Origin of the sequence: Yoonia maritima (genome assembly GCF_003003285.1) — a bacterium.
Lineage (GTDB): Bacteria > Pseudomonadota > Alphaproteobacteria > Rhodobacterales > Rhodobacteraceae > Yoonia > Yoonia maritima.
Genome location: NZ_PVTP01000010.1, coordinates 49526 through 73157, shown reverse-complemented (window position 1 = coordinate 73157; position 23632 = coordinate 49526). Strand labels below are relative to the sequence as shown.

The 23632-nt window shown below is 54.2% G+C and carries 21 protein-coding genes; 13 read left to right on the top strand and 8 right to left on the bottom strand.

Features of this window, described 5'->3' with window-relative positions; genetic code table 11:
• Positions 1 to 102 precede the first annotated feature (102 nt).
• Positions 103 to 1494 (bottom strand): phosphomannomutase, encoded by a 1392-nt coding sequence (locus CLV80_RS14005; protein ID WP_243394581.1) that lies wholly within the window; start codon positions 1492 to 1494, stop codon positions 103 to 105.
• A gap of 202 nt (positions 1495 to 1696) precedes the next feature.
• Here CLV80_RS14005 and CLV80_RS14000 point away from each other — a divergent pair, with 202 nt between their 5' ends.
• A complete protein-coding gene (locus CLV80_RS14000; RefSeq protein WP_106358555.1) occupies positions 1697 to 3919 on the top strand; it encodes a calcium-binding protein in 2223 nt (740 codons plus the stop codon).
• 5 nt (positions 3920 to 3924) lie between these two features.
• Here CLV80_RS14000 and CLV80_RS13995 read toward each other — a convergent pair whose 3' ends face one another.
• The 3 genes from CLV80_RS13995 to CLV80_RS13985 form a co-directional block, all read right to left on the bottom strand.
• Positions 3925 to 5043, bottom strand: a complete 1119-nt coding sequence (locus CLV80_RS13995; RefSeq protein WP_106358630.1) for a polysaccharide biosynthesis/export family protein — start codon at positions 5041 to 5043, stop codon at positions 3925 to 3927.
• Positions 5044 to 5217: 174 nt separating this feature from the next.
• Complete coding sequence (locus CLV80_RS13990; RefSeq protein WP_106358554.1) at positions 5218 to 5481, bottom strand: hypothetical protein; 264 nt, start codon at positions 5479 to 5481, stop codon at positions 5218 to 5220.
• Between the two features lie 145 nt (positions 5482 to 5626).
• On the bottom strand, positions 5627 to 5803 hold the full coding sequence (locus CLV80_RS13985; protein ID WP_106358553.1) for a DUF1674 domain-containing protein: 177 nt from the start codon (positions 5801 to 5803) through the stop codon (positions 5627 to 5629).
• A 68-nt stretch (positions 5804 to 5871) separates the two neighbouring features.
• On the opposite strand from CLV80_RS13985, the gene CLV80_RS13980 reads away from it, so the two are divergent.
• From CLV80_RS13980 to CLV80_RS13950, 7 genes are all read left to right on the top strand, one after another.
• The gene (locus CLV80_RS13980; RefSeq protein WP_106358552.1) at positions 5872 to 7146 is read left to right on the top strand and encodes an RsmB/NOP family class I SAM-dependent RNA methyltransferase; all 1275 of its coding nucleotides are present in this window, start codon (positions 5872 to 5874) and stop codon (positions 7144 to 7146) included.
• A 137-nt stretch (positions 7147 to 7283) separates the two neighbouring features.
• Positions 7284 to 9020, top strand: coding sequence for a heparinase II/III family protein (locus CLV80_RS13975; protein WP_311135529.1), 1737 nt, complete (start codon positions 7284 to 7286; stop codon positions 9018 to 9020).
• Positions 9017 to 10606 carry a bifunctional phosphoribosylaminoimidazolecarboxamide formyltransferase/IMP cyclohydrolase gene (gene purH / locus CLV80_RS13970; protein ID WP_106358550.1) on the top strand — a complete coding sequence of 530 codons (1590 nt, stop codon included), beginning with the start codon at positions 9017 to 9019 and terminating at the stop codon, positions 10604 to 10606. Before CLV80_RS13975 ends, purH begins: the two co-directional genes overlap by 4 nt.
• Before the next feature lie 9 nt (positions 10607 to 10615).
• On the top strand, positions 10616 to 11104 hold the full coding sequence (lspA, locus tag CLV80_RS13965) for a signal peptidase II (protein ID WP_106358549.1): 489 nt from the start codon (positions 10616 to 10618) through the stop codon (positions 11102 to 11104).
• Positions 11105 to 11157: 53 nt separating this feature from the next.
• Positions 11158 to 11667: a DUF3035 domain-containing protein gene (locus CLV80_RS13960; protein ID WP_106358548.1), complete on the top strand. Its 510-nt coding sequence runs from the start codon at positions 11158 to 11160 to the stop codon at positions 11665 to 11667.
• Between the two features lie 84 nt (positions 11668 to 11751).
• Entirely contained in the window at positions 11752 to 13083 is a 1332-nt protein-coding gene (locus CLV80_RS13955; protein WP_106358547.1) for a M16 family metallopeptidase, read from the top strand.
• Positions 13083 to 14384 (top strand): M16 family metallopeptidase, encoded by a 1302-nt coding sequence (locus tag CLV80_RS13950; RefSeq protein WP_106358546.1) that lies wholly within the window; start codon positions 13083 to 13085, stop codon positions 14382 to 14384. The genes CLV80_RS13955 and CLV80_RS13950 overlap by 1 nt, the downstream gene beginning before the upstream one ends.
• On the opposite strand, the gene CLV80_RS13945 is transcribed toward CLV80_RS13950, so the two are convergent.
• Together CLV80_RS13945 and CLV80_RS13940 are read right to left on the bottom strand one after the other, a co-directional pair.
• Complete coding sequence (locus CLV80_RS13945) at positions 14381 to 14860, bottom strand: SRPBCC domain-containing protein (protein ID WP_106358545.1); 480 nt, start codon at positions 14858 to 14860, stop codon at positions 14381 to 14383. The two genes, CLV80_RS13950 and CLV80_RS13945, sit on opposite strands and share 4 nt — an antisense overlap.
• Positions 14857 to 15210: an ArsR/SmtB family transcription factor gene (locus CLV80_RS13940; RefSeq protein WP_106358544.1), complete on the bottom strand. Its 354-nt coding sequence runs from the start codon at positions 15208 to 15210 to the stop codon at positions 14857 to 14859. The genes CLV80_RS13945 and CLV80_RS13940 overlap by 4 nt, the downstream gene beginning before the upstream one ends.
• An 86-nt stretch (positions 15211 to 15296) precedes the next feature.
• On the opposite strand from CLV80_RS13940, the gene mutL reads away from it, so the two are divergent.
• The 3 genes from mutL to CLV80_RS13925 all read left to right on the top strand — a co-directional run bounded on the left by mutL (position 15297) and on the right by CLV80_RS13925 (position 18742).
• Complete coding sequence (gene mutL, locus CLV80_RS13935; RefSeq protein WP_165793387.1) at positions 15297 to 17135, top strand: DNA mismatch repair endonuclease MutL; 1839 nt, start codon at positions 15297 to 15299, stop codon at positions 17133 to 17135.
• Positions 17132 to 18361, top strand: coding sequence for a DNA recombination protein RmuC (locus tag CLV80_RS13930; RefSeq protein WP_106358542.1), 1230 nt, complete (start codon positions 17132 to 17134; stop codon positions 18359 to 18361). The genes mutL and CLV80_RS13930 overlap by 4 nt, the downstream gene beginning before the upstream one ends.
• A 63-nt stretch (positions 18362 to 18424) precedes the next feature.
• Entirely contained in the window at positions 18425 to 18742 is a 318-nt protein-coding gene (locus tag CLV80_RS13925) for a DUF3775 domain-containing protein (protein ID WP_106358541.1), read from the top strand.
• A gap of 11 nt (positions 18743 to 18753) precedes the next feature.
• Here the strand turns inward: CLV80_RS13925 and CLV80_RS13920 are convergent, their stop codons facing one another.
• The gene (locus tag CLV80_RS13920; RefSeq protein WP_106358540.1) at positions 18754 to 19794 is read right to left on the bottom strand and encodes a saccharopine dehydrogenase; all 1041 of its coding nucleotides are present in this window, start codon (positions 19792 to 19794) and stop codon (positions 18754 to 18756) included.
• Positions 19795 to 19803: 9 nt separating this feature from the next.
• Positions 19804 to 20448, bottom strand: coding sequence for a histidine phosphatase family protein (locus CLV80_RS13915; protein WP_106358539.1), 645 nt, complete (start codon positions 20446 to 20448; stop codon positions 19804 to 19806).
• A gap of 407 nt (positions 20449 to 20855) precedes the next feature.
• Here CLV80_RS13915 and CLV80_RS13910 point away from each other — a divergent pair, with 407 nt between their 5' ends.
• Both CLV80_RS13910 and recQ read left to right on the top strand, forming a co-directional pair.
• Positions 20856 to 21188 carry a hypothetical protein gene (locus CLV80_RS13910; protein WP_106358538.1) on the top strand — a complete coding sequence of 111 codons (333 nt, stop codon included), beginning with the start codon at positions 20856 to 20858 and terminating at the stop codon, positions 21186 to 21188.
• A gap of 139 nt (positions 21189 to 21327) precedes the next feature.
• Positions 21328 to 23361 (top strand): DNA helicase RecQ, encoded by a 2034-nt coding sequence (recQ, locus tag CLV80_RS13905; RefSeq protein WP_106358537.1) that lies wholly within the window; start codon positions 21328 to 21330, stop codon positions 23359 to 23361.
• The last annotated feature ends 271 nt before the right edge of the window (positions 23362 to 23632 follow it).

Genomic DNA, 23632 nt, shown 5'->3' with positions numbered 1-23632 from the left:
CCCACAGACATAAATTGTTAAACGTCAACCAATCTAACGTGCCCTATTTTTGACTACGGTCTGGCCGTAGGCAAATGTCTGTGCGTTTTGTCACTATCTACGTTAATCAAAGGTTAACCTAGGGGCACTCAATCTATCTAATTGTGTGGAAATTAGCGATATGCCTGCAAATAAGGTCGTCTGAGCATCCTGAATACTTTGCGCGTCGACATACAATCTTAATTCAGGCGCGTTTCCAGAGGGCCGAAGATGAATGATGCGACCGTCTGTTAATGTCATGCGTAAACCGTCTGTCAAATCGCTTTCAGCTTCGGCCGCATCTAAATGTTGCAAAAATTCAGCGCGCGCCTTGTCGTCATCCGTCAACCGCTGCACTAACGCTTGCCCGCGTTCCGTTGGGACATTTTGCAACCGATTTGCCGCCGTAAATCGCGTTGGCTGCGCTGCAACCAGCTCAGCCACACCATGTTCACGGCTCGCGGCAAGAACTGTAACAACGGGAAGAACAGCATCCCGTGTCATTAGCGGCGGCAGAACCCCGTTCGGTCCCAAAGCCCTAAAACCGCCATTGGCTTCGTAACCAACGGTTTTGCCGGACATCTCTTTCATTGCTGCAATCACAAATGGCGACCCAATTTTTGACCGTACAACGCTATCAAAGCATTGAAGAAGGCCAACACTCGTGTTTGAAGAAACAGGCGTAACCACGTTTTCTGCCTCCAAAACCTGCGCTGTTATCTGCCCAAGAATGTCACCCGGTACGATATTGCCGTTCCCGTCAGTAAGCATGGGGCGGTCACCGTCGCCATCGGTCGACACAATCGCATCAACGCCAAATGATTGCGCCCACGCGCGCAATTGCACACGTGTTTCGTCGGGAATCGCTTCTGTATCCAAGGGCACAAACTGATCAGACCAACCCAGCATCACAACATCTGCGCCAAGCGCTTCTAAAAGCTCACCAAGCATTGCCCGACCGACAGCGCTATGACCGTATAACCCGATACGCATTCCAGATAGGGCATCCGCATAAGCAACTGTATACCGCGCGCAATATTCATCGTTAACCGACGTGTTCCGAACCGTACGACCAATACCTACAGGACCGCTGCCCCCAAGCGATGCAAGAATCCGTTTTTCATGCGCCTTAGTGATTTCTCCGCTGGGCGTATAAAACTTCAGTCCGTTCCGGTCAGCGGGGATGTGGCTACCTGTAACCATAATCGCAGCAGCGCGCTGCCTTTGAGAGGCCAACGCCAACGCTGGTGTCGGCACCGCACCGCACATCGTAACATCTGCACCCGCATCACGCGCTGCCGTTGCGACAGACTTTGCGATGTCAGGTGACGATTCGCGCAAATCATGGCCTACATATATCCCGCTACCGATTGGGCATGCTGAAATGAACGCGGTGACATACTTGGCCACACAATCAGGGGTCAATTCTGTGACCAATCCACGCAGGCCGCTCGTGCCGAATTTCGGGGGCATCATAAACTTTCGTCGTTAAAAATAACAGATTTCCGCACGGACAAAAGCAGCTGATGCGCGAGTAGAATTCGGTAAAATTCGCCAAAATATTTAAGCAATTTCAAGGCAATATCCCCAGTCCTGCCGCATTTGAAACACGCAAGCGACGACCCACAGCGCAATACTGAACCCCAGACGACTGTTTCAGGTCCTGGGGGGACCACACATGTCACAAATCACTTTGATAACTTACCTCAATTCTGGGGCCGCGTTCGCACATTCACATGTAACAGACCTTGCTTTGGTTTTAGTTAACGGCAGACAAGTTTTGTACAGCACCACTGACGGTAGCGGTGTTCTAAGCAGTTGGAACATCGATGGAACAACACCCGCGAATATTGATAGCCAAGCTTTTGACGGAACGCTGCAAGCTGGTAGTGTAGCGAACCTGAGCGTGCTGAACGATGATGGCATTGTCACGCTGTTCAGCGGAGGCGGCACCCAATCGGCTCCGCAAATTATCACGCTTGATTCGAACGGCGCATTTAACCTCGATACGGCTGTATCGGTCGAGCAACTGACCGGGTATCAACATTTCACCACTGTGGATTTAGGAACAAGCAGATTTGCTGTTTACGGAGGTCTGGTTGGTGCAGATGGTTTAGGGCAAATCACCTTCGACAGATCAGGTACAATTTCCGCGCAAACAACAACGGCTGGAATTGCAGGTACATATACCGACCAAATATCGGCGACGACCACCACAGCAATAGATGGGCAAAACTTTCTTTTAACCGCCAGTATGACAGGCAATGGCGTTACCAGCTGGTCAATTGACCAAACCGGAGCGCTATCAGCCGTTGACAATCTAGGGACTGATCAAGAACTTTGGATTGATGTACCAACAGTGATGACAACCACCGTCGTGAACGGGCAGACCTATGTGCTGTTGGGGGCTGCCGGAAGCGACAGCATTTCGGTCATGCAGCTAAATCCAGACGGCAATATGATCTTGCGCGATCATGTGCTCGATGGTCTTGAGACACGCTTCGGTGGAATTTCAGCGCTAGAGGTAATCAATCATAATGGGCAAACCTTTGTCATCGCAGGCGGGGCAGATGACGGGATAAGCGTGTTTATTCTGCTTGAAGGTGGTCAACTTTTGCCGCGCGGCCACATCGCCGACACGACAGAAATGGGCTTAGACAACATTAGTGCGCTTGCGGTCAACGGACATGGAAACGGTTTAGATATCTACGTCGCAAGCAGCAGTGAAATCGGGATAACAAAACTGCGGTTTTCAACGGGACCAGCAGGCGTAACCGCGACAGCAACCCTTGCAGGTGGCGTACTGCTAGGGTCGGATGGGGGTGATATATTACAAGGTCAGCTTGGGAATGATGTCATATTTGGTGGTGCAGGTGACGATATTCTACGCGATGGCCGTGGCAGCGATACGCTAACCGGTGGGGCGGGTGCTGACGTGTTTATCTTGTCCGCAGATGGCGCGACAGACACGATCACTGACTTTTCGCTGGGCGAAGATACCATTGATTTATCCCTTTGGCCGATGCTGCGTGACGCAAGTCAGCTGACGATGACAATGCTAACAAACGGCGTTCAGGTCAGTTACGGAGAAGAGGTATTAATCGTTCAAAGTGTGGACGGTCGACCTATCGACTACCGCGATTTCACCAACGCCGACTTGATTGGAATTACGCGCATTCCGCAGACTGTGACGCCCGGGTACCCTGGACCATATACGCCTCCGCCCGACCTTGATCCCCCAACCGTCGATAATGACGATCCCGCAGTCATTAATCCGGTGACCGGCATCGGTGTCATCACAACTGGAAACCTTAACGAGTTGCGCGATGCTATGGGTGGACACGCTGATACATCAGCGGGGTACGCACCCGTTATCATAGGGCAGGACACCGACGATAACTTAAATGGTGACGTTGCCAACGATGTCATCATAGGCGGCGGCGGGAATGATATCATTTCTGGCGAAGACGGTAATGATACACTTCTAGGCCGAAGCGGCAGTGATACGCTATTTGGTGGCGTTGGTGCAGACATTCTGTTTGGTGGCGCTGGCGCAGACACCCTGAATGGCGGCACCGGGCAAGATATTTTACGCGGTGGCGCCGGCAATGACGTGATTGACGGCGGTGCTGGAAATGACATTTTATTCGGTGATGCCGGCGCAGATGAGTTCATCTTCAATGGGGGCATCGACACGATCAGCGACTTCACCCAAGGCGAAGATCACATCACCCTCAGCCCGGACCTGTGGACCGGACTTACCTCAGTTGATGATTTGCTTTTGGTCTACGGACATCTCGATGGCAGTCAGATGACGATAGATTTCGGTGGCGGTGATGCGCTGGTGATCGAAGACGTGACCGATCCCAGCGCGCTTGCCGATGATATTGCGTTGTTCTGAAGCAGTCAGTTTGCAAGCGATGCGATTGACTGACCCAGTCCAAATACAGTGAGCGCGGGCCCAAGTGCACTTTCGGTGCCATAGATTAGATCGTCATCTTGGATGATGAACTTGCCAGCCGAGAAAAGACCGTCAGCAGAAGTTAAGTCTATCGTAAACACAACGCGTTCTTGCGCGGGGCCTGTCGTATCGTCCCGCACAACTGACGCATCATATTCGCGCATAATTAGAATCCCCTTTGGGTTTGCGGTCCCGTCACTAACGCCACCGACACGTGACATTGCTTCAAGCGCGGTCATGTCTTTTTCCGTGATCTCGTGCACGGCTTCGGTGCCCGTCGCACCCAATGACAAAAATTTGCGATCATCCGCAATGATCATAACCCGATCACCGCCTCGCATGGTTGTGTTTTGGGCAGGTTCTTCCAACAGCCGCTCAAGCGATATGCCATAAGTTCGACCATCCCGGATCAAACGCACCTGTGGGTTTGCAAGGGCAGGGTTCGCACCACCAGCCAGTGAAAGCAAATCTAATAGCTTAAAGTTTCGGTCAGGCAATTCATATAAACCAGGCGCACCCACTCCAGAAGCTAGGTTCGCCATATTTTGGCGTCCCGGCGTCACGACAAGCTGGACTTGTGCAGACGGGATCGTTTTGCTCAGTTCTTCTTCAACACGCGCGCGCGCGGTCATCGCAGACATGCCGGAAATCCGCATGTCACCAATATAAGGTACAAAGATACGACCATCAGACCCGACCTGCGTTTCTTGTAAAGGCGTTGCACGCTGACCAGTTCCAGACAAAAGCGAATTTTCTTCGGCGTCCCAAATCGTCAATTGAACCGTGTCACCGGGTGCTATGATCAATGACGCTGGCTGTTCCTGCCCTGCGATCCAAGGATATGGATGGAAATCATGGTTGGGCCAAGCATTGATAACAGGAAGGGTATCGCGGGTAACTTCAATGACTTCGAAGTCGTAAACCGGCTCTTCACCCTCCTCCCGATTGCCTGCGTTTGACGCAGCTAAAACCTCGGATTGAAATCCGGCACCACGTGGAAGACTGCAGCCAGCAGTCAACAAAGACAGGCCCAGCAATAGGACCCGATGCAAAGTGAAACGCATGCTCTCTCCATCAATCGACCGCCATTCATTGATGACGATATCATTTTTTTCCACGATTATCCTAATTAACCGTGAAAAGAGAGAGTGAAAAATTACAAAATAGGTGATAGTGGCAAATTGGTTCCAACAAAGGTACAAAAGCAAGGGAACAAAGTGCCCCCTTGCCGAAACAATTTACCCTTCGACAGCTGCGATCACAGCGTCATATGTCTCGCAAAGCGGTGCCATTTCAACAGAAGCTTTGGCAACAGTTATATTTTCTTGAAACTCGCTTACCACAGCAAACATAAGATCGGGGTCGTTTTGGCCGATGATTTGGATTGCTTCTTTTGCCTGCTCAAGTTTGACATCTACAAGCTCTGAAGTGCATTCGTCCGACGCATAAGCGGCTGAAGAAACGCACACAGCAATCGCAGTAATAAGTGCCTCGATTTTCATAGGTTACATCCCTTTTTGTTAGAACCGTGAGTGGTTCAAAACCGATGTAGCCAAAGAATTACGAAAACCTAATACGTATAATTTAGGTCGGTAATTTCATGCCGGAATCCGCTTAGAGAGGGCAAAATGTTGCCGATTCCCGCGTTTAGAAGTCGACGGCAATCCCTTTTCGTTCCCAATCACCAAAGCGAACCGGTTCAGGGCCATCGCGTCCACCCAATTCTGTCGGCAGGCCCTGCGCTGCGTCTTTTTTACGTCGTTCTTCGGCTTCGGCAAGTGCACGTTGCGCTGGGGTAGACTGGTCTTTGTCTTGATCGGGCATTTGGACTCTCCTTGTCGGCGGCATGGCTTTGATATACGCCGCTGGCACCCAGCATCAAGAGATACCCCATGAATCAAACAGGTTTGCCTGCCCGACGTACCGCGCATCATCTATTGATGCAGATCACGACCGAAGGTCGCCTGATGGCAGAATTGATTGCTGGCGGCGCCTTGAACCAGCTAGCGAATGATGACCGCGCGCGCGCCCAACGCCTAGCGACAGACGCGTTGCGTGGGTTGGACCGTGCCGACCGGATGCTAAAGCCATACCTTAAAAAGACGCCACCAGATCACGTGATGAATGCGCTTCGCCTTGGGGTTATCGAACTGTGCGGTGGCGAAGCGGCGCATGGCGTCGTGAATGCCTATGTTGAAATCGTGGGGCGGAACAAACGCACGCAAGCGATGAAGGGCCTGACCAACGCGGTCCTGCGTAAAATCGCGGCTGAAGGCCCCGAGGGCTGGGAAAAGCGTGCAGTTCCGTTGACACCCGGTTGGCTACGCCAGCCATTGGTCGCGGCATGGGGCCGCGAGGCAGTTGTTGGCATGGAAGCAGCACACTTTAGTGGCGCTCCACTTGATCTAACAGCAAAGACAGATGCCGACGCTGTAGCCAAGGCAACTGGCGGCACCGTTCTACCAACGGGTTCCGTACGTGTCACAAACGCTGGTCAGGTGACGTCGTTGCCCGGATATGATGCGGGCGAATGGTGGGTCCAAGATGCTGCCGCAGCTATTCCAGTAAAACTGCTGGGTGATGTGAAAGGCCGTAAGGTTCTCGATCTTTGTGCAGCCCCCGGCGGCAAAGCAATGCAGTTGGCTGCCGCAGGTGCAGATGTCACCGCAGTAGACTTGTCCGAACGGCGCATGGAGCGGGTACAAGAGAACCTAACGCGTGTCGGCCTTAAGGCTCGCACCGTAGTTAGCGACGCATTTGCGTTTGAAGAAACTGGGTTTGACGCAATCTTGTTGGACGCACCCTGTTCAGCAACCGGAACTATTCGTCGGCACCCTGACCTGCCCTACGCAAAAGATGGCTCCGAGTTCGGCGCACTGATCGACCAACAAGAAACGATGATTGATCACGCGCTGGGTTTGCTGAAACCCGGCGGACGGCTGGTGTTTTGCACCTGTTCATTGCTACCCGACGAAGGCGAAGTCCAAGTCGAAGAAGCACTGTCACGCCATTCGGGGCTGACGGTTGATACTGATGTACTGCGCATTCCCGGGGTCGATCCAGAATGGATCACCCAAGAGGGCGGGCTACGTCTGCGCCCTGATTACTGGTCCGACCTTGGTGGAATGGACGGGTTTTATGTGGCCGTTCTACAAAAAGCAGAATAATCCATTCATAGGACGTGTTTTTTTCAAACGACATCATAGCCTTGGCGGGTCCACGCTTAGGCTAAGAAGTTTTAGTGACTTAACGGCAATCATTTCCTATCCTGCGCTCAATAACAATTGGCCGAGGCAGCGCAGAATTGGCAAAAGCGACCACATGGCGGGATCGCCGGACGACATTTATGAACCGGGTGCACGCCCGGCGTGCGGCGTTTTCTGATGTAACACCAAGCTTCGTAACACCGCCCGAACCGCGCACAATTGGTGCCGTCGGCCGTGGCCGGCAATTGATTACCGGCAATTTTCTATTTTCTGGCCTATTCGTTGAAGGTCCCAACCTATCAATCTGGGACATCGCGCATGATAATCCAGATGTGATGAACGAGATCCACGGCTCTGCTTGGATGGATGACCTTGTTGCGGTTGGCGATGAAAAGGCACGGACCCGTGCCCAAACATGGGTTTATGATTGGATTAAACGGTACGGAAATGGACGAAGCGCAGGCTGGGAACCAAGTGTTACCGGGCGCAGGTTAACACGGTTTATCAATCACGGCCCTTTCATCTTGCGCGGACAAGATCAGCCCGCCACGGATCAATTCATGCGTTCACTTGGGCAGCAAACCCTGTTTTTATCGCGACGCTGGGTGGCTGCCCCACATGGGCTTGCACGGTTCGAAACCTTGGCTGGCCTTATCTATGCTGGCCTCATGCTGAGTGGCATGGACCGCCATGTCGACAGCGCCGTCAAAGCGCTCGCGGCTGAATGCGCATCACAAATTTCCAGCGATGGGGCGATTGCCACGCGCAATCCCGAAGAATTATTGGAAATCCTGACCCTATTAAACCTTGCGGCACAGACACTAACCTACGCAAAACGGCGTATTCCACGCAGCATCGTTCAAGCGATCGATACAACCGTACCGACATTGCGCGCACTTCGACATAGTGATGGAAGCCTAACACGGTTTCACGGTGGCGGGTCGGGACTTGAAGGTTGGCTCGATCAGGCTTTCGCGGATTCCGGCGTTAGGACGGCACCGGATGTGGGCTTGCATATGGGATTTGCGAAACTAACAGGCGGGCGCACGTCACTTATCATCGATGCCTCCCCTCCGCCGACCGGCGCTGCATCTCTCAAAGGGCACGCAAGTACGTTAGGGTTTGAACTAAACTCTGGCCGTCGGCCGATCATCGTCAACAGCGGTTCTGGCGCACGCTTTGGGGCTGAATGGCGGCGTGCGAGCCGTGCAACGGCAAGCCATTCCACGCTAGGTCTTGACGGTGTGTCATCTTCGCGCCTGAACACTGACAACGCAGAACTAAGCGAAACGCCTGACACCGTGCGTTACAACGCACCCATTGTCGAAGGCGGACGATGCGCCGAGCTATCACACAACGGATACCAAACCGGCCATGGATTGACCCACGCGCGAATATTACAACTATCCATCGATGGCAGGCAACTCACTTGTGAAGACCTGCTAACCACGCTCGACGATACTGATGATGCAAAGTTTGACGCCGCGCGTGGCACCGATGGTGTGGGCTATAAAATCAGGTTTCACCTGCACCCAGACGTCACTGCGACATTAGATCATCAAAACGTGTTCCTTGCACTCAAATCAGGCGAAACATGGGTATTTACCCATGATGGTGCCGCTGAGCTGTCGATTATCCCCTCAGTTTACCTACAAAATGGTCGATTAAGGCCGCTTGGCACGCATCAAGTGGTTTTATCTGGGCGCGCGATGTCCTATGCGACACGCGTCCGTTGGTCTCTGGCCAAGGCGCAAGATACGCCGACTGCCCTGCGTGATCTTGTCCAGACCGATCTTGTGGACGACGTGGAATATACACCTGGGGACTTTGAATGACCGACCTTGCACCACTGCGCCGCGCGCTTCTTTCTGTATCCGACAAAACTGGACTTGTTGATCTTGCGCGCGCGCTTGCTGATCGCGGCGTTGAATTGCTGTCCACTGGCGGCTCTGCCCAAGCATTGCGCGATGCAGGACTAGAAGTTCGCGATGTGGCTGATGTCACTGGCTTCCCAGAAATGATGGACGGCCGCGTGAAAACGCTACACCCCGTTGTTCACGGTGGCCTGCTGGCCCGCCGCGATCTAGATGGACACCGCGATGCGATGGTCGAACATAACATCGGCCCAATCGATCTGTTGGTCGTGAACCTGTACCCTTTTGAGGAAACCGTAGCCAAAGGCGGCGATTACGCGGCTTGCATCGAAAACATCGACATTGGTGGCCCAGCAATGATCCGTTCTGCTGCGAAAAACCACGCGTTTGTCACTGTTGTGACTGATGTCGAAGATTACGATGCGGTTCTGGCAGAGCTAGATGCGAATGACGGCCAAACAACAATGGCGCTGCGCCAACGTCTTGCCCAAACCGCCTATGCACGTACAGCTGCGTATGACACTGCCGTTAGCACTTGGATGGCTGGCGCGATTGGCCAGAATGAGCCACGCCGTCGTTCGTTCAGCGGCACATTCAAGCAAACCATGCGCTACGGCGAAAACAGCCACCAGTCTGCTGCGTTCTACACCGACGGCACAAACCGCCCCGGCGTTGCGACCGCCGTTGTGCACCAAGGTAAAGCTCTGTCGTATAACAACATCAACGACACAGACGCTGCGTTTGAATTGGTGGCAGAATTCGACCCTGCGGACGGCCCAGCCGTCGCGATCATCAAACACGCAAACCCTTGCGGCGTCGCACGTGGTGCTACCTTGCTTGAGGCATATAAAAACGCATTCGATTGCGACCGGACTTCTGCCTTTGGTGGGATCGTGGCGTTGAACCAGCCGTTGGACGAAGAAACAGCCAAGGCAATCGTCGAAATCTTTACCGAAGTCGTGATCGCCCCCGGTGCATCAGACGCGGCCAAAGCTGTATTCGCTGCCAAGAAAAACCTGCGTCTTCTGACAACAGAGGCACTGCCTGATCCAAAAACACCAATCACCACATACCGTCAGGTCGCCGGTGGCATGTTGGTTCAGGACAAAGACACTGGTTACGTTGGCATGGACGACCTGAAAGTTGTGACCAAAGTTGCGCCAACAGACGAACAGATGTCAGACCTGTTGTTCGCATGGAAAGTCGCGAAACACGTGAAATCCAACGCGATTGTCTACGTCAAAGACAAAGCAACCGTTGGCGTAGGCGCTGGCCAGATGTCACGTCTGGACTCTGCCCTGATCGCTGCGAAAAAAGCAGAGCGTATGGCCGAAGCCATGGAACTGCCACAGCCGCTGACCATTGGTTCGGCTGTTGCGTCTGACGCGTTCTTCCCATTCGCTGATGGTCTGCTAGAGGCCGCCGCAGCTGGTGCGACATGTGTGATCCAGCCGGGTGGTTCAATGCGCGACGACGAAGTCATCGCCGCAGCTGACGAAGCCGGGATCGCGATGGTCTTTACCGGCATGCGCCACTTTAAACACTAAGGGGCGGATATGCGTCTAACTTTCTGGGCCGGGCTATGGGTGCTGCTGCTGGATCAAGCCAGCAAATACTACGTGGTGCATTGGCTTGGTCTGGGAAATCCCGGGCGGGGCAAGATCGAGGTCTTCCCGCCCTACCTTGAATTCCAGATGGCTTGGAATCGTGGGGTCAACTTTGGCCTATTTTCCGGTTTCGACATGCGTTGGGTTCTTATTGGGCTTGCGGTCGTCATCTCGGCCGCAGTCCTTTGGTGGCTGCGTAAAAACGGTGGATCGAAATGGGTCTACATGTCAGCGGGTTTTCTGATTGGTGGTGCAATCGGTAACGTCGTTGACCGGATTTTCTATGGCGCAGTCGCCGATTTCCTGAACATGTCCTGCTGTGGTTTCAACAACCCCTATTCCTTCAACATCGCTGATGTCGCGATCTTTATTGGGGCCGTTGGCCTTGCGTTTTTGGGCGAAGATCACAAATCCAGCCCCAAGAAGAAGAGCGCGTGACGTCGCCACGGGCTTAGGTTACACAGAGCGCGATACTTTCAATGGGTGCTTTAATGCGTGCAATTATTCTATCAGTTCTGACGCTTGTCACACTTGCCGCTTGCGGAAACACAGAACGCCCGTTGCGCGACACGCGTACATCTGACGGCGGTCCTGATGAGTTTTCTGTCATTCCGTCTCGCCCGCTAGAACTTCCCGCGACGACGGCCTTGCCTACACCAACACCCGGCGGCGTGAATCGTGCTGATCCAACACCCAAAGCTGATGCTATCCGCGCACTTGGTGGTAACCCTGCCGTGCAGATCGCTGGTGGAATCCGAACCAGCGAAGCCGCGCTTGTCGCGCAAACGGCCCGCTATGGTGTAAACCCAAATATCCGTACTGAACTGGCCGAGCGTGATGAAGCCGCACGCAAGCGCAAAAAACTGTCGAACGTGTTCAACCCACTGAACCGAGATCGGTACTTTCCACTTTATGCAGGTCAGGCGCTTGATGCCGATGCAGAGCTAGCACGCCTTGCTGCGCTAGGCATCATCGTGCCAACCGCACCTGCGGAACAGTAAAACAATCCTCACATCCCCGTATGTCTGCTTGAACATCGCGGCGCCCGACGTCAATTTGCATCTGACGAAACCGGAAGGGTGCCTATGAAACGTTTGCTTGCCGCTTTGGCGATGATCACCACAACTGCCGCCGCGCAGGCGGAAGAGGTGACAACCTTCACCCTAGACAACGGGATGGAGGTCGTCGTGATCGAAGATCACCGCGCGCCCGTTGTTGTACACATGGTTTGGTATAAAATCGGCTCAGCAGACGAACCCGTCGGTGCATCAGGCGTCGCGCATTTCTTTGAACACTTGATGTTCAAGCAAACCGACATTCTGGAATCGGGTGAGTTTTCAGCGACCGTTGCCGCGAACGGCGGCAGCGACAACGCCTTTACCAGTTACGATTACACTGCATATTTCCAACGCATCGCTGCTGATCGGCTAGATCTGATGATGCAGATGGAAAGCAACCGGATGACCAATCTGGCCATCACTGCAGACAACATCGCGACTGAACGCAATGTCGTGCTGGAAGAACGCAACCAACGGACCGAAAACAATCCCGGCGCATTAGCCCGCGAACAGTTCAATGCAGCGCAGTATCAAAACCACCGCTACGGCGTGCCTGTCATCGGCTGGAAGCACGAGATGGAGCAGCTGAATATCGACGACGCGCTGGCCTTTTATGACCTGTACTATTCTCCGAACAACGCCGTGTTGGTTGTGGCCGGTGATGTGCAACCCGATGATGTTCGCGCATTGGCGGAAACTTACTACGGTGTTATCCCTTCTGAACCCGATCTACCCGAACGCATCCGCTCCCAAGAACCACCGCAGCGCGCGGAACGTCGGATCACATACACCGACCCACGGGTGAGCCAACCCTATCTGATCCGCAGCTATTTGGCCCCCGAACGTGACCCCGGCGCCCAAGAAGAGGCCGCAGCGCTAGTGTATTTAGCCGAGCTTTTGGGCGGTTCACCCTTCACATCCGACCTCGGCATTGCGCTTCAATTCGACACGCAAACCGCCCTTTACACAGGTGCCTCGTATAACGGGAACTCGTTGGATACCGCTACATTTAGCGTTTCTGTCGCCCCCGCGACCGGAGTAAAATTATCGGAAGCCGAAGCAGCAATGGATCAGGTTATCGCAGACTTCATCGCGAACGATATCGATCCAGCGCGCATGGAAAGCATACGTACGCAACTGCGGGCCTCTGAGATTTATGCATTGGATGACACCCAGGGTCTCGCCCAGCGATACGGTGCAGCGCTTAGTCAAAGCCTGACCGTCGCAGATGTGCAAGCATGGCCTGACATTCTGCAATCTGTCACCGAAGAAGACATCAAAGCCGTCGCAGCCAAAGTATTTAACCGCGATCAGGCCGTCACCGGCTGGGTTGTCGCCACCCAAGAGGACGCCCGCTAATGTTTCGCTCGTTTATCGCCCTTACGCTTGCCCTGTTTGCTACAACGGCTAGCGCCGAAATCGACATCATCGAAGTAACATCCCCCGGCGGGGTCAACGCATGGGTCGTCGAAGAACCAAGCATCCCTTTCATTGCCGTGGAAATCCGTTTTCGGGGTGGCACATCGTTGGATTTGCCAGGCAAACGCGGCGCGACCAACCTGATGATGGGGTTGCTAGAGGAAGGGTCAGGCGACATGAACGCCCAAGAATTCCAGACTGCGCGCGAGGCCTTAGCGGCAAGTTACGGGTTTTCGGCTTATGACGACTCAATTGGTGTTTCGGCCCAATTCCTTACTGAAAATCAGGACGAGGCAATCGCACTTTTGCGCCAAGCACTGATTGAACCCACGTTTGACCAAGATGCCCTAGACCGCGTTCGGGCACAGGTTCTGGCCAACATCGCATCCGAAGAAAAGCGACCCAATAGCATCGCGAGCAAAGCCTTCAATTCCGCAGCATTCGGCGACCACCCCTATGGCACCAACAGCGACGGCACGGTTGAAAGCGTGAACAGCCTAACCCAATCCGACATGCATGACGCACATCAAAACGCGCTAACCCATGACCGGCTTTACGTATCGGTTGTCGGCGACATCACTGCAGCTGAGGTCGGGCCGATGCTTGATACGTTATTGGGTAATTTACCGGCGCAAGGCCCAAAACTCCCTGATGATATCGCCTTTGGCCTTGATGGCGGCACGACAGTCATTGACTACGATACCCCGCAAGCCGTCGCATTCTTTGGCCATTCAGGCATGAAACGGGACGACCCAGACTTTTTTGCAGCCTATGTATTGAATAACGTGCTGGGGTCCGGTGGTTTTGAATCGCGGCTCATGAACGAAGTGCGTGAAAAGCGCGGACTGACCTATGGGATCGGGACTTATCTTGTGCCCAAGTTCCACGCTGAAATGATGCTTGGCTCGGTTGCGTCATCCAACGCAACCATCGCCGAAGCGATCGCAGTGACGCGCGACGTTTGGGCCGACACTGCCACAAACGGAATTACGCAGGCAGAGCTTGACCGCGCCAAAACCTATCTGACGGGCGAGTACCCGCTGCGGTTTGATGGCAACAGCGAGATCGCCAACATCATGGTCGGCATGCAAATGATCGACCTATCACCGGAATATGTGACCAACCGAAACGACTATATCGAAGCAGTCACATTGGAAGATGCCAATCGGGTCGCGCGTGAACTGCTGCAGCCAGACAACCTGCATTTCGTCGTCGTTGGGAAACCTGAAGGGCTAAATTAATCCGCCAATGCAAACAGTGGATCAACCCTGACATAGCTGGCTTCCATGCCTTCCTCCATGCCGGTCTCAAGCATCATTGCGCGTGCGTCTGCGTCTGGCATGGTCATCCGCAGGCTTAGCAGCGTCCCATCATCAATGGGTGCAAATGTTGTGACTATGTGATTATCAGGCGTGGGATCGGGTAGATGCATACGCTCTACATGTTCGATCCGTTTATTCGGCGTCAGCGCAATGAACTCTCCGGTCAGATAGAATGCGTTCTCACCATTCGCGTCCTGCCAATCCAATCGGATTTGGCCGCCGGGACGCGCATCATAGAGGCAGTTCGTCATCACCCATCCATCGGGACCGTACAGCCACTTTTTGATCAACTCTGCGTCGGTGTGGGCGCGATAGACAAACTCTGGCGGTGCCTTGAACCGTCGTGTGACGATGACATGGGTGTCGCCTTCGAGCTTTAGATCAAGCTTGGTCATTCCGTCGTCCTATCATCCTTGGTTTGCATTTCGGCCAACACATCATCAAGCCGGTCGTAGTGGGCGGACATTGTTTGGCGCAACATCGCCAGCCATTCGTCCAAATTATCCAAGGCCCCTTCGGCCAATCGGCAAGGGCGCCGTTGCTTATCCACACGCCGTGTGATCAACCCTGCGCTTTCCAGCACTTTTAGGTGCCGTGACACGGCGGGCTGCGTCATGGCGAACGGTGCCGCCAACTCCGTCACTGTTGCTTCGCCCTCGGCCAGCCGCTGTACAATAGCCAAGCGCGTCGGGTCAGATAATGCAGCAAACTTGGTGACCAGAGGTCCATTATGTAATTCATTCATTATATAATATATAAGTTATATATGATAAAATGTAAAGCTGTTTCAAACCTCTCGCAGAATCGCGCATTCATGCTATAGTTTGTGGCATGGCCATAGCAGACCCCCAAATAAAGCCTCGCCCGGTAATTCGGCAGCTTGATGACGCCGCGATCAACAGGATTGCGGCGGGCGAAGTTCTTGAACGTCCGGCTTCGGCCGTGAAAGAACTTGTTGAAAACGCTGTAGATGCTGGCGCAACCCGGATCGAGGTTGTGATTGCCGATGGTGGCAAGACCCTGATCCGCGTCACCGACGATGGATGTGGGATCGCGGCAAGTGATTTGCCGCTCGCCTTGTCCCGGCATGCCACGTCGAAAATTGACGGATCTGACCTGCTGAACATCCATTCATTTGGGTTCAGGGGAGAAGCCCTACCGTCGCTTGGTGCCGTTGGCCGCCTGACCATCACATCACGTGTCCCCGATGCAGATGCCGCAAGCATCGACGTAGCGGGCGGCAAGATGAGCGATGTTCGCCCCGCCGCCTTATCATCCGGTACGGTCGTTGAATTGCGTGACATGTTTTATGCGACCCCTGCCCGGCTGAAATTCCTGCGCACCGACCGCGCGGAAGCACAAGCCGTAGGTGACGTGATCAAACGGCTCGCAATGGCCGAACCTTTCATCACCTTCATCCTGCGTGACGCATCAAATGGCGACAACCGGACAACCTTCCGCGCCGATGCGCAAACTGGCGATTTATTCGACGCGCTGCACGGTCGTTTGCAAACTGTGCTAGGACGCGAATTTGCAGAAAACGCATTGGCAATCGACGCCGAACGCGATGGTTTTCACCTGACAGGTTATGCGGCCTTGCCGACGTATTCGCGCGGTGCGGCGATTGCGCAGTTCCTATTCGTTAACGGGCGTCCGGTTCGTGACAAAATGCTGCTGGGCGCATTGCGCGCCGCCTATATGGATGTGCTGTCGCGCGATAGGCACCCGGTTGCTGCGCTGTTTATCGACTGCGAGCCAACCTTGGTTGATGTCAACGTCCACCCTGCCAAATCCGAGGTCCGGTTTCGCGATCCCGGTACCGTGCGTGGGTTGATCGTATCCGGGCTACGCCATGCGCTTGCTGGCGCAGGGCACCGGGCATCGACGACTGTCGCAACGGCAACGCTGGGTGCGATGCAGCCACAACAGCCGCCAACTGAACCGCGCGTCTATCAAATGGACCAAAAGAGCCTTGGACCAACGCGCCCAAGTTTCAGCGCCCGTTCAATGACATTTCAGGCCCAAGCACCGGGTTTCCAAGAAGCACCATCAGGGCGCGTCGAACCAGTCGTCGAAGATGAGCCTGCACACCTTCCATTAGGGGCAGCGCGTGCGCAGGTGCACGAAAACTACATCATCGCCCAGACCGAAAATGGGATCGTGATTGTCGATCAACACGCTGCCCACGAACGACTAGTCTATGAGAAACTAAAGAACCAGATGGCGGAAAACGGGGTCGCAGCACAGGCGCTTTTGATCCCTGAAATCGTCGAGATGGCCGAGGGCGATGCCGCGATGCTACTTGCGATTGCCGATGATCTGTCGCGCCTTGGGCTGACCATTGAACCTTTCGGCGGCGGCGCGATCGCTGTTCGCGAAACCCCTGCCATCTTGGGCGAGGTCAACGCAGCTGCCATGATCCGCGACATCATCGACGAACTGGCCGACCAGGGCGACAGCGCCAGCGTCAAAGCCAAGATCGAAGCGATCCTAAGCCGCGTTGCCTGCCATGGGTCAATCCGGTCTGGGCGTCGCATGCAAGGTCCAGAGATGAACGCACTTTTACGCGAAATGGAAGCAACTCCACTTTCGGGGCAATGCAACCACGGGCGCCCAACCTATGTGGAACTCAAACTCTCTGACATTGAACGGCTGTTCGGACGCACATGATCCAGATCGGCGACCAGACCTATGCGTTCAGCGATCCGCTGGTGGTTGGCGTGATTTCGGCAACTTGCCTTATATTGCTGGTGCTTATGCTGCTGATAACAACCGCCCGACGCGCAGGTCGGTCGGCTGATGCCGTTTACAACGTAGCCCAGCAAGTCGGGCAGCTGTCCATGAACGTCAACGCGCTTGGGCAAGGACAACAGCAACTGGCGGGTAACATCCAAACCGTTTCAGACGCACAGGCCCACGCCCAAATCCGGGTCATCCAAACGATGGAAACGCGAATGGCAGAGGTTCAGGCACAGATGTCGGAACGCTTGGCCGATAATGCCCTGAAATCGGCATATGCACTCGCAGAGATGCAAGAACGGATGAAGGATACTCTCACTGGTTCGTCTGAAAAAACGACCAAAAGCCTGACAGAGCTGCAGGAACGCCTTGCCACAATCGACAAGGCCCAAACCAATATCGAAAAGCTATCGGGCGATGTGCTGTCCTTGCAGGACATTCTTTCGAACAAACAGACACGCGGTGCCTTTGGCGAGATCCAACTGCAAGACATCGTATCCAAGGCCCTGCCTTCTGACAGCTACACTTGGCAGGCCACGCTATCAAACAACCGCCGCGCTGACTGCTTGGTGCATCTTCCCAATCCTCCCGGCCCTATTGTGATCGATGCGAAGTTTCCGCTTGAGGCCTATGAGGCCCTTGTCGCAGCCGAAACCAAAGCAGAACGCGACCGTGCGCTAAATGCGCTAGGTCAGGCGGTGCGCGTACACATTCGAAAAATATCAGACAGCTATCTTATCGAAGGCGAAACCGCTGACGGCGCGCTGATGTTCCTCCCCTCCGAGGCGGTCTATGCCGAAATCCACGGTCGCCTGCCTCATATTGTTCGTGAAGGATTTAGTGCACGCGTCTGGATCGTTTCGCCGACGACCTGCATGGCAACGCTGAACACCATGCGCGCGATCCTGAAAGATGCCCGCATGCGCGAACAAACCGGTGCGATCCGCAAAGAACTGGCGCTGCTAGGCGGTGACGTTGATCGGCTGGTTGGGCGTGTCGGGAACCTTGACCGTCACTTTGCGCAGGCCGCCAAAGATATCGAAGAAATCAAGATATCGGCGGATAAGGCTGGCAAACGCGCCAATCGGCTCGACCATTTTGACTTCGAAGAACTCGAAACGCCACCAGACGCAAAGGTCGTCCCACTTCGGGACTAGTTGCGCCAGATCAAGGTCACGCATCACGCCTTGCCCCATAGTGCGGATAAGGAGGACGTGAACATGCTACCAATCACGACAGATAAAATCGCAGAGGTGATTATCCTTGCCCGCGAACTCAATCGGGCCGAGCCAGAGTTCGATGGCTTTGTTAATCACCTAACCCAAACAGAACAGGCCGTATTAGTCGCCGTTTTTTGGATTGGTCGTGGTAACTTTGAACCAGAAGAACTGGACGAAGCGCTGCGCACGGCCGCCGAAGAAGCAACGACACCAACGGTAGAGTACCTCAAGGGGTCACCACATTTGGCCAACCACCTTGAGAGCGGTTTGCAAGCATTAGGTATAGACCCCACCGATGCACAGGACGACCTGTTATAGTAGGGTGGGTTTTAACCCACCGCCTCTTTGAAACATGCTCCAGCACGTCCCCAGACATCTTGGTCCAAGGCACCGAGCGTCATGAGATGCGGCAGCAACTGCCCGGCGAAATCTTCACTGCTTTCCGCAGGCAACATCGAAGGCAGGTTATCAATCGCCGTTACATCCAAAACCGGATCATCGTGTACGCGAAGCGCGGGATCAGCCCATGTCGTGGTCCGGTCATAAACCTTGATCGGTGAAAAATCGCTATCTGGATCGCAAGCAATATCCCCGATAACTGACAGTTTGCGTTCTGCTACCTTGGCATCCGCGGGCACGAACACAGGTGTACCAGGGCGTGCAAGGATACAATTCAAGAAGATGTCATGCGCTAGCACCTCGGGGAATGGACCGCCCGAAGCGGTTTCCGCCATGTCCCACTTGGTAACCTTCATCCCCATCGCTTCGCATAGATCGGCACCGCCAGTACCCACACGGCCCAGCGCCCCGATGATCAATGCGTTCGGCCGCGTATCGCCCAAACGCGACAGTAGATCGGCACGCATATCGGCAGCATTTGGATAAGCATGCACGGGTGCAGCTTGTTCGCCATATTGTTGTGCAATCCAGCACATCAGCGACACAGCCGCGCCTGCATAGCCAGCCCAATAACCAAACGCCGCGACCCGGCGACCATCTGCATGGGTCAGATATTCCAGATCATACAGCGCGCCACCGCCAGCCTGAAACCGGTCCAGCAGGACGCGCCCCGATGGCTGCCCCTTATAGGCATGGCCGAACATGATGTGACGGTGACGTAGTGGCGTGCCGTCTTCGGGCAATTCCTTTAACCCAAAGATCAGTGCATCATCCGGTGCATCCACCCATGAGAACTCGGGCGCAACTTCGCAACCGACCGCAACGTAATCCGCAATTGGGATAATACGCTGACTGCTTTCTTCGACCGTAACTTTGAACCCTTGTTTCAGCAGCTGCGCTGCGCCATCTGGCGTAAGACCAACACGTTCTTCGTTGGCGCGACTTTCCGCGCGGACCCAAAGATGCACCATTTTTTATCCTTAAAAGTGAGTAATTGCATATGCACGATCTGGATGATCCAGATGCGGCGCTGCGTTGAAGCTTGCCAAAATCGGCCCTTGCGGAATGACGTGAACCCTATGCACTGACGTGTTCATGATTGGAAGCAATACATGCGCCAACCGTGTTGGGTCTAACAATAGTAGATGGCGCAAAATCATCCCGATCACACCACCAGAGGTCACACATAGCACACGAACACCCGGCTGCGCTGCCTCTTGCAGCACACCTGTTACGCGCTCTTCAAACGATGCGAATGTCTCAACACCTTTGATTTCAGCCCGATGCCAAGCTTCCATGACTTGTGGAATATGTGCGGCGAATTCATCCGGGCCGGGCATCGGTACGCCATGAACATCATCAAGCGCCTTACCAAGACTAAAATAATCCATCTCGTTCAGACGAGGATCAATCACCGGGTCAGAAAATCCCATTCCCGCCGCCGTTTCACGATGACGGCGTAGACTGCCAGCAATCACTTTATCAAACGGTTCTTCGCGGTCGCGCATGTAGTCGCCCAGCCAACGCGCCTGCTGATGACCAAGATCAGATAGCTTGTCATAGCTTTCTTCGTCAGTCGCGCCCGAATTTGCCTGCCCATGGCGCACAAATATGATCTCGCCCATCGTCGTACTCCTATTTTCGGGGACGCTACGTTGCGATTTCATCCATAGCAACGGCTGTGGAACGCCAAAATCGATCACGCCCGCGTAATTTGTCAGAAATATTTCGTCTCACAATTATGCGTTCGCACAAGTTTTGTGATCGCGCCCAAACTCTGAGCATCGCACGAACGCACAGAGTTAGTTTTAGTTTCGTTCGGTGCCGCACAGAACTGACCTATTGGGGCTGCTTGCACCATTTTCAAGAACTGTTTCCGATCACATTGATCACCATTTTCGTGATCGAAATCAGCCTTTTCAAACGGCACCAAGCACCCGATATGCAATTCATCAACACGGCAAACAACGCCGCCGAGACAAACAATCAGCGGCATTAGCGTCGCAAAATAAAAGAGAAAAAGGAACATATCATGTCTATCAAAAAAATCGCACTTGCTGCTGCAACTGTCGCCGCTCTGGGTTCTGCTGCTTCTGCAGAAAGCTACTTCGAGCTAGGTGAAAACTTGGATGCGACTTCAATTCTGGATCTAGGCATCGTTCGCGCCGAAGGCGACGGCGTTGTAGAGATCTACAAAAGCGCTTCAGGCGAAATCGGCACATTGATCGGGACAGAATCTGTCCACGCCGGTGCAAACAGCGACGTTCGCGTCAACGTTGGTGGCACACCGCTGAACAAAGTGATCGCCCTACTGAAAGTAGACGGTCAAGTTGTTGCTCAGCAAGACTACGACATCGTTCGCTAAGTTATCCGCGCAAGCGGTACTCCAGAAAGGTCGTCTTCCGTAACGAAGGCGGCCTTTTTTCGTTGCGGTGCTTGCTGCCAGAATCTGAACGTGGGAATGTGCGCGGAACTCAAATATCCGTCCACACAGGTTACCCTATATGCCCGCTGCCACGCTGCTTCGCGATATCTTTGGTTTTGATGCGTTCCGCCCGGGCCAGCAAGACATCGTAGAGGCGGTCATTGCAGGGGAAAACACCTTGGCAATTATGCCAACAGGTGGGGGAAAATCTCTGTGTTTCCAATTGCCTGCATTGGTGCGCGATGGCGTTACTGTCGTTATTTCGCCCTTGATTGCGTTGATGCGTGATCAGGTCCGTGGCCTCCGCGAAACTGGGGTTTCTGCTGGCGCACTTACGTCAGGCAACACCCAAGAAGAAACCGACGAAGTGTTTGCCGCGTTAGAGGCAGGGACGCTAAAGCTGCTCTACATGGCGCCAGAGCGGCTCGCCTCTGGTGGTACAGTCAATATGCTCAAACGTGTTGGTGTGAACCTGATCGCCGTGGATGAAGCCCATTGCGTTAGCCAATGGGGCCACGACTTCCGCCCCGATTACCTGCGTATTGGCGAACTACGCCGCACGTTAGATGTACCGCTTGCCGCGTTCACAGCGACGGCCGATGCGGAAACCCAAATCGAAATCGTTCAAAAGCTATTTGATGGTGCAGAACCGTCCACATTTTTGCGTGGCTTCGACAGGCCGAATATCCACCTCGCGTTTGCTGTCAAAGATGGACCACGCGCGCAAATCTTGAATTTTGCGTCCGCACGCAAAGGCCAGTCCGGCATTGTCTACTGTGGGACCCGTGCAAAAACAGAAACCCTTGCCAAAGCCTTGAACGAAGCTGGTCACGCGACGTGCCATTATCATGGCGGCATGGAAGCTGACGACCGCCGCATCGTTGAACGCCGCTTTCAGCAAGAAGACGGGCTAATCGTCTGCGCGACCGTCGCCTTTGGCATGGGTATCGATAAACCTGATATTCGCTGGGTCGCGCATGCCGATCTGCCGAAATCTATCGAGGGCTATTACCAAGAGATCGGTCGCGCCGGTCGTGATGGTGCACCAGCCGAAACGCTAACGTTATTTGGCCCCGACGATATCCGGTTCCGCCGCCAACAAGTCGATGAAGGGTTAGCGCCCCCAGAACGTCGCGCTGCTGACCATGGGCGTTTGAACGCGCTACTCGGACTGGCCGAGGCGCTTCGTTGTCGCCGTCAAAACCTGCTTGAGTATTTTGGCGAAACCCCCGGCCCCTGTGGTAACTGTGATCTTTGCGATAAGCCGGCCGAGGTATTCGACGGCACAACCGCTGTGCGCATGGCGCTGTCTGCTGCGTTGCGGACCGAAGAATGGTTCGGCGCGGGGCATCTGATCGATATTTTGCGTGGCGATCTAACCGATAAGATCCAGCAACGCGGGCACGACAGCCTGCCCACATTCGGCGTTGGCAAGGAATACGACAAACGCCAATGGCAGGCGATATTCCGGCAAATGATGGGGCACGACCTCCTGCGGCCCGACCGCGAACGCCACGGCGCACTGCGCATGACCGAAGCCGCCCGGCCAATCTTGCGCGGCGAAGCAACAATCGAACTGCGCCGTGATACTATTCGCGCCGCGCGTGGTAGCGGCCCCAAAGTCCGGATGCTCGTCAGCGAAGAAGACGCTCCATTGCTTTCTGCGCTTAAGGCAAAGCGCCGCTATCTGGCAGAGCAAGGCGGGGTTCCCGCATACATCATTTTTAATGATCGTACCCTTATCGAAATGGCTGAAAAGCGGCCGGTTACCTTGGACCAGATGGCGCAGATCGGTGGCGTTGGCGCGAAAAAGCTGGAAAGCTACGGGCGTGATTTCCTTGAAGTCATTGCTGGCGCGGTCGAAGAAACCCACCCCGCCCGACGGAAACTTGCCGGACGTAACGAAGGCGAAATCTACGATCGATTACTTGAAGTACAAGCGGCATTGTCACGCGGACCGCATGGCGCGGATAAACCGATGAGCTGCACCGCATCCACGCTCGCTAAGGTGGCACAAATGCGCAGCGCTGACGCTGATCAGCTAGAACGCTTAATCGGAGAACGGTACGCTGAGCGGTTTGGCGAAGCTTTCTTAGAGGTCATATCCTCCTGATAGCGTGTCGTTTTACCCACAGCTTATTCAGAAAATGAAAAAACGTTCACGGCAACACTGAAAATTTCGCCACATTTCAACGCCCAACAGCGACGTTTTATATTTGATCAATTATTCATCTTATCTCGTTGTAGATACACAAAAATCAGGCAGTTAGCGCTATCACGATAAGCAGCTTATGACGCTATACTGCCAAGCTCAAAGTAGTTTCACGCCTGATCTCTGCCATAATGGCACCACAATTGTTCTCAGGATGCTGTAAAATCTCATT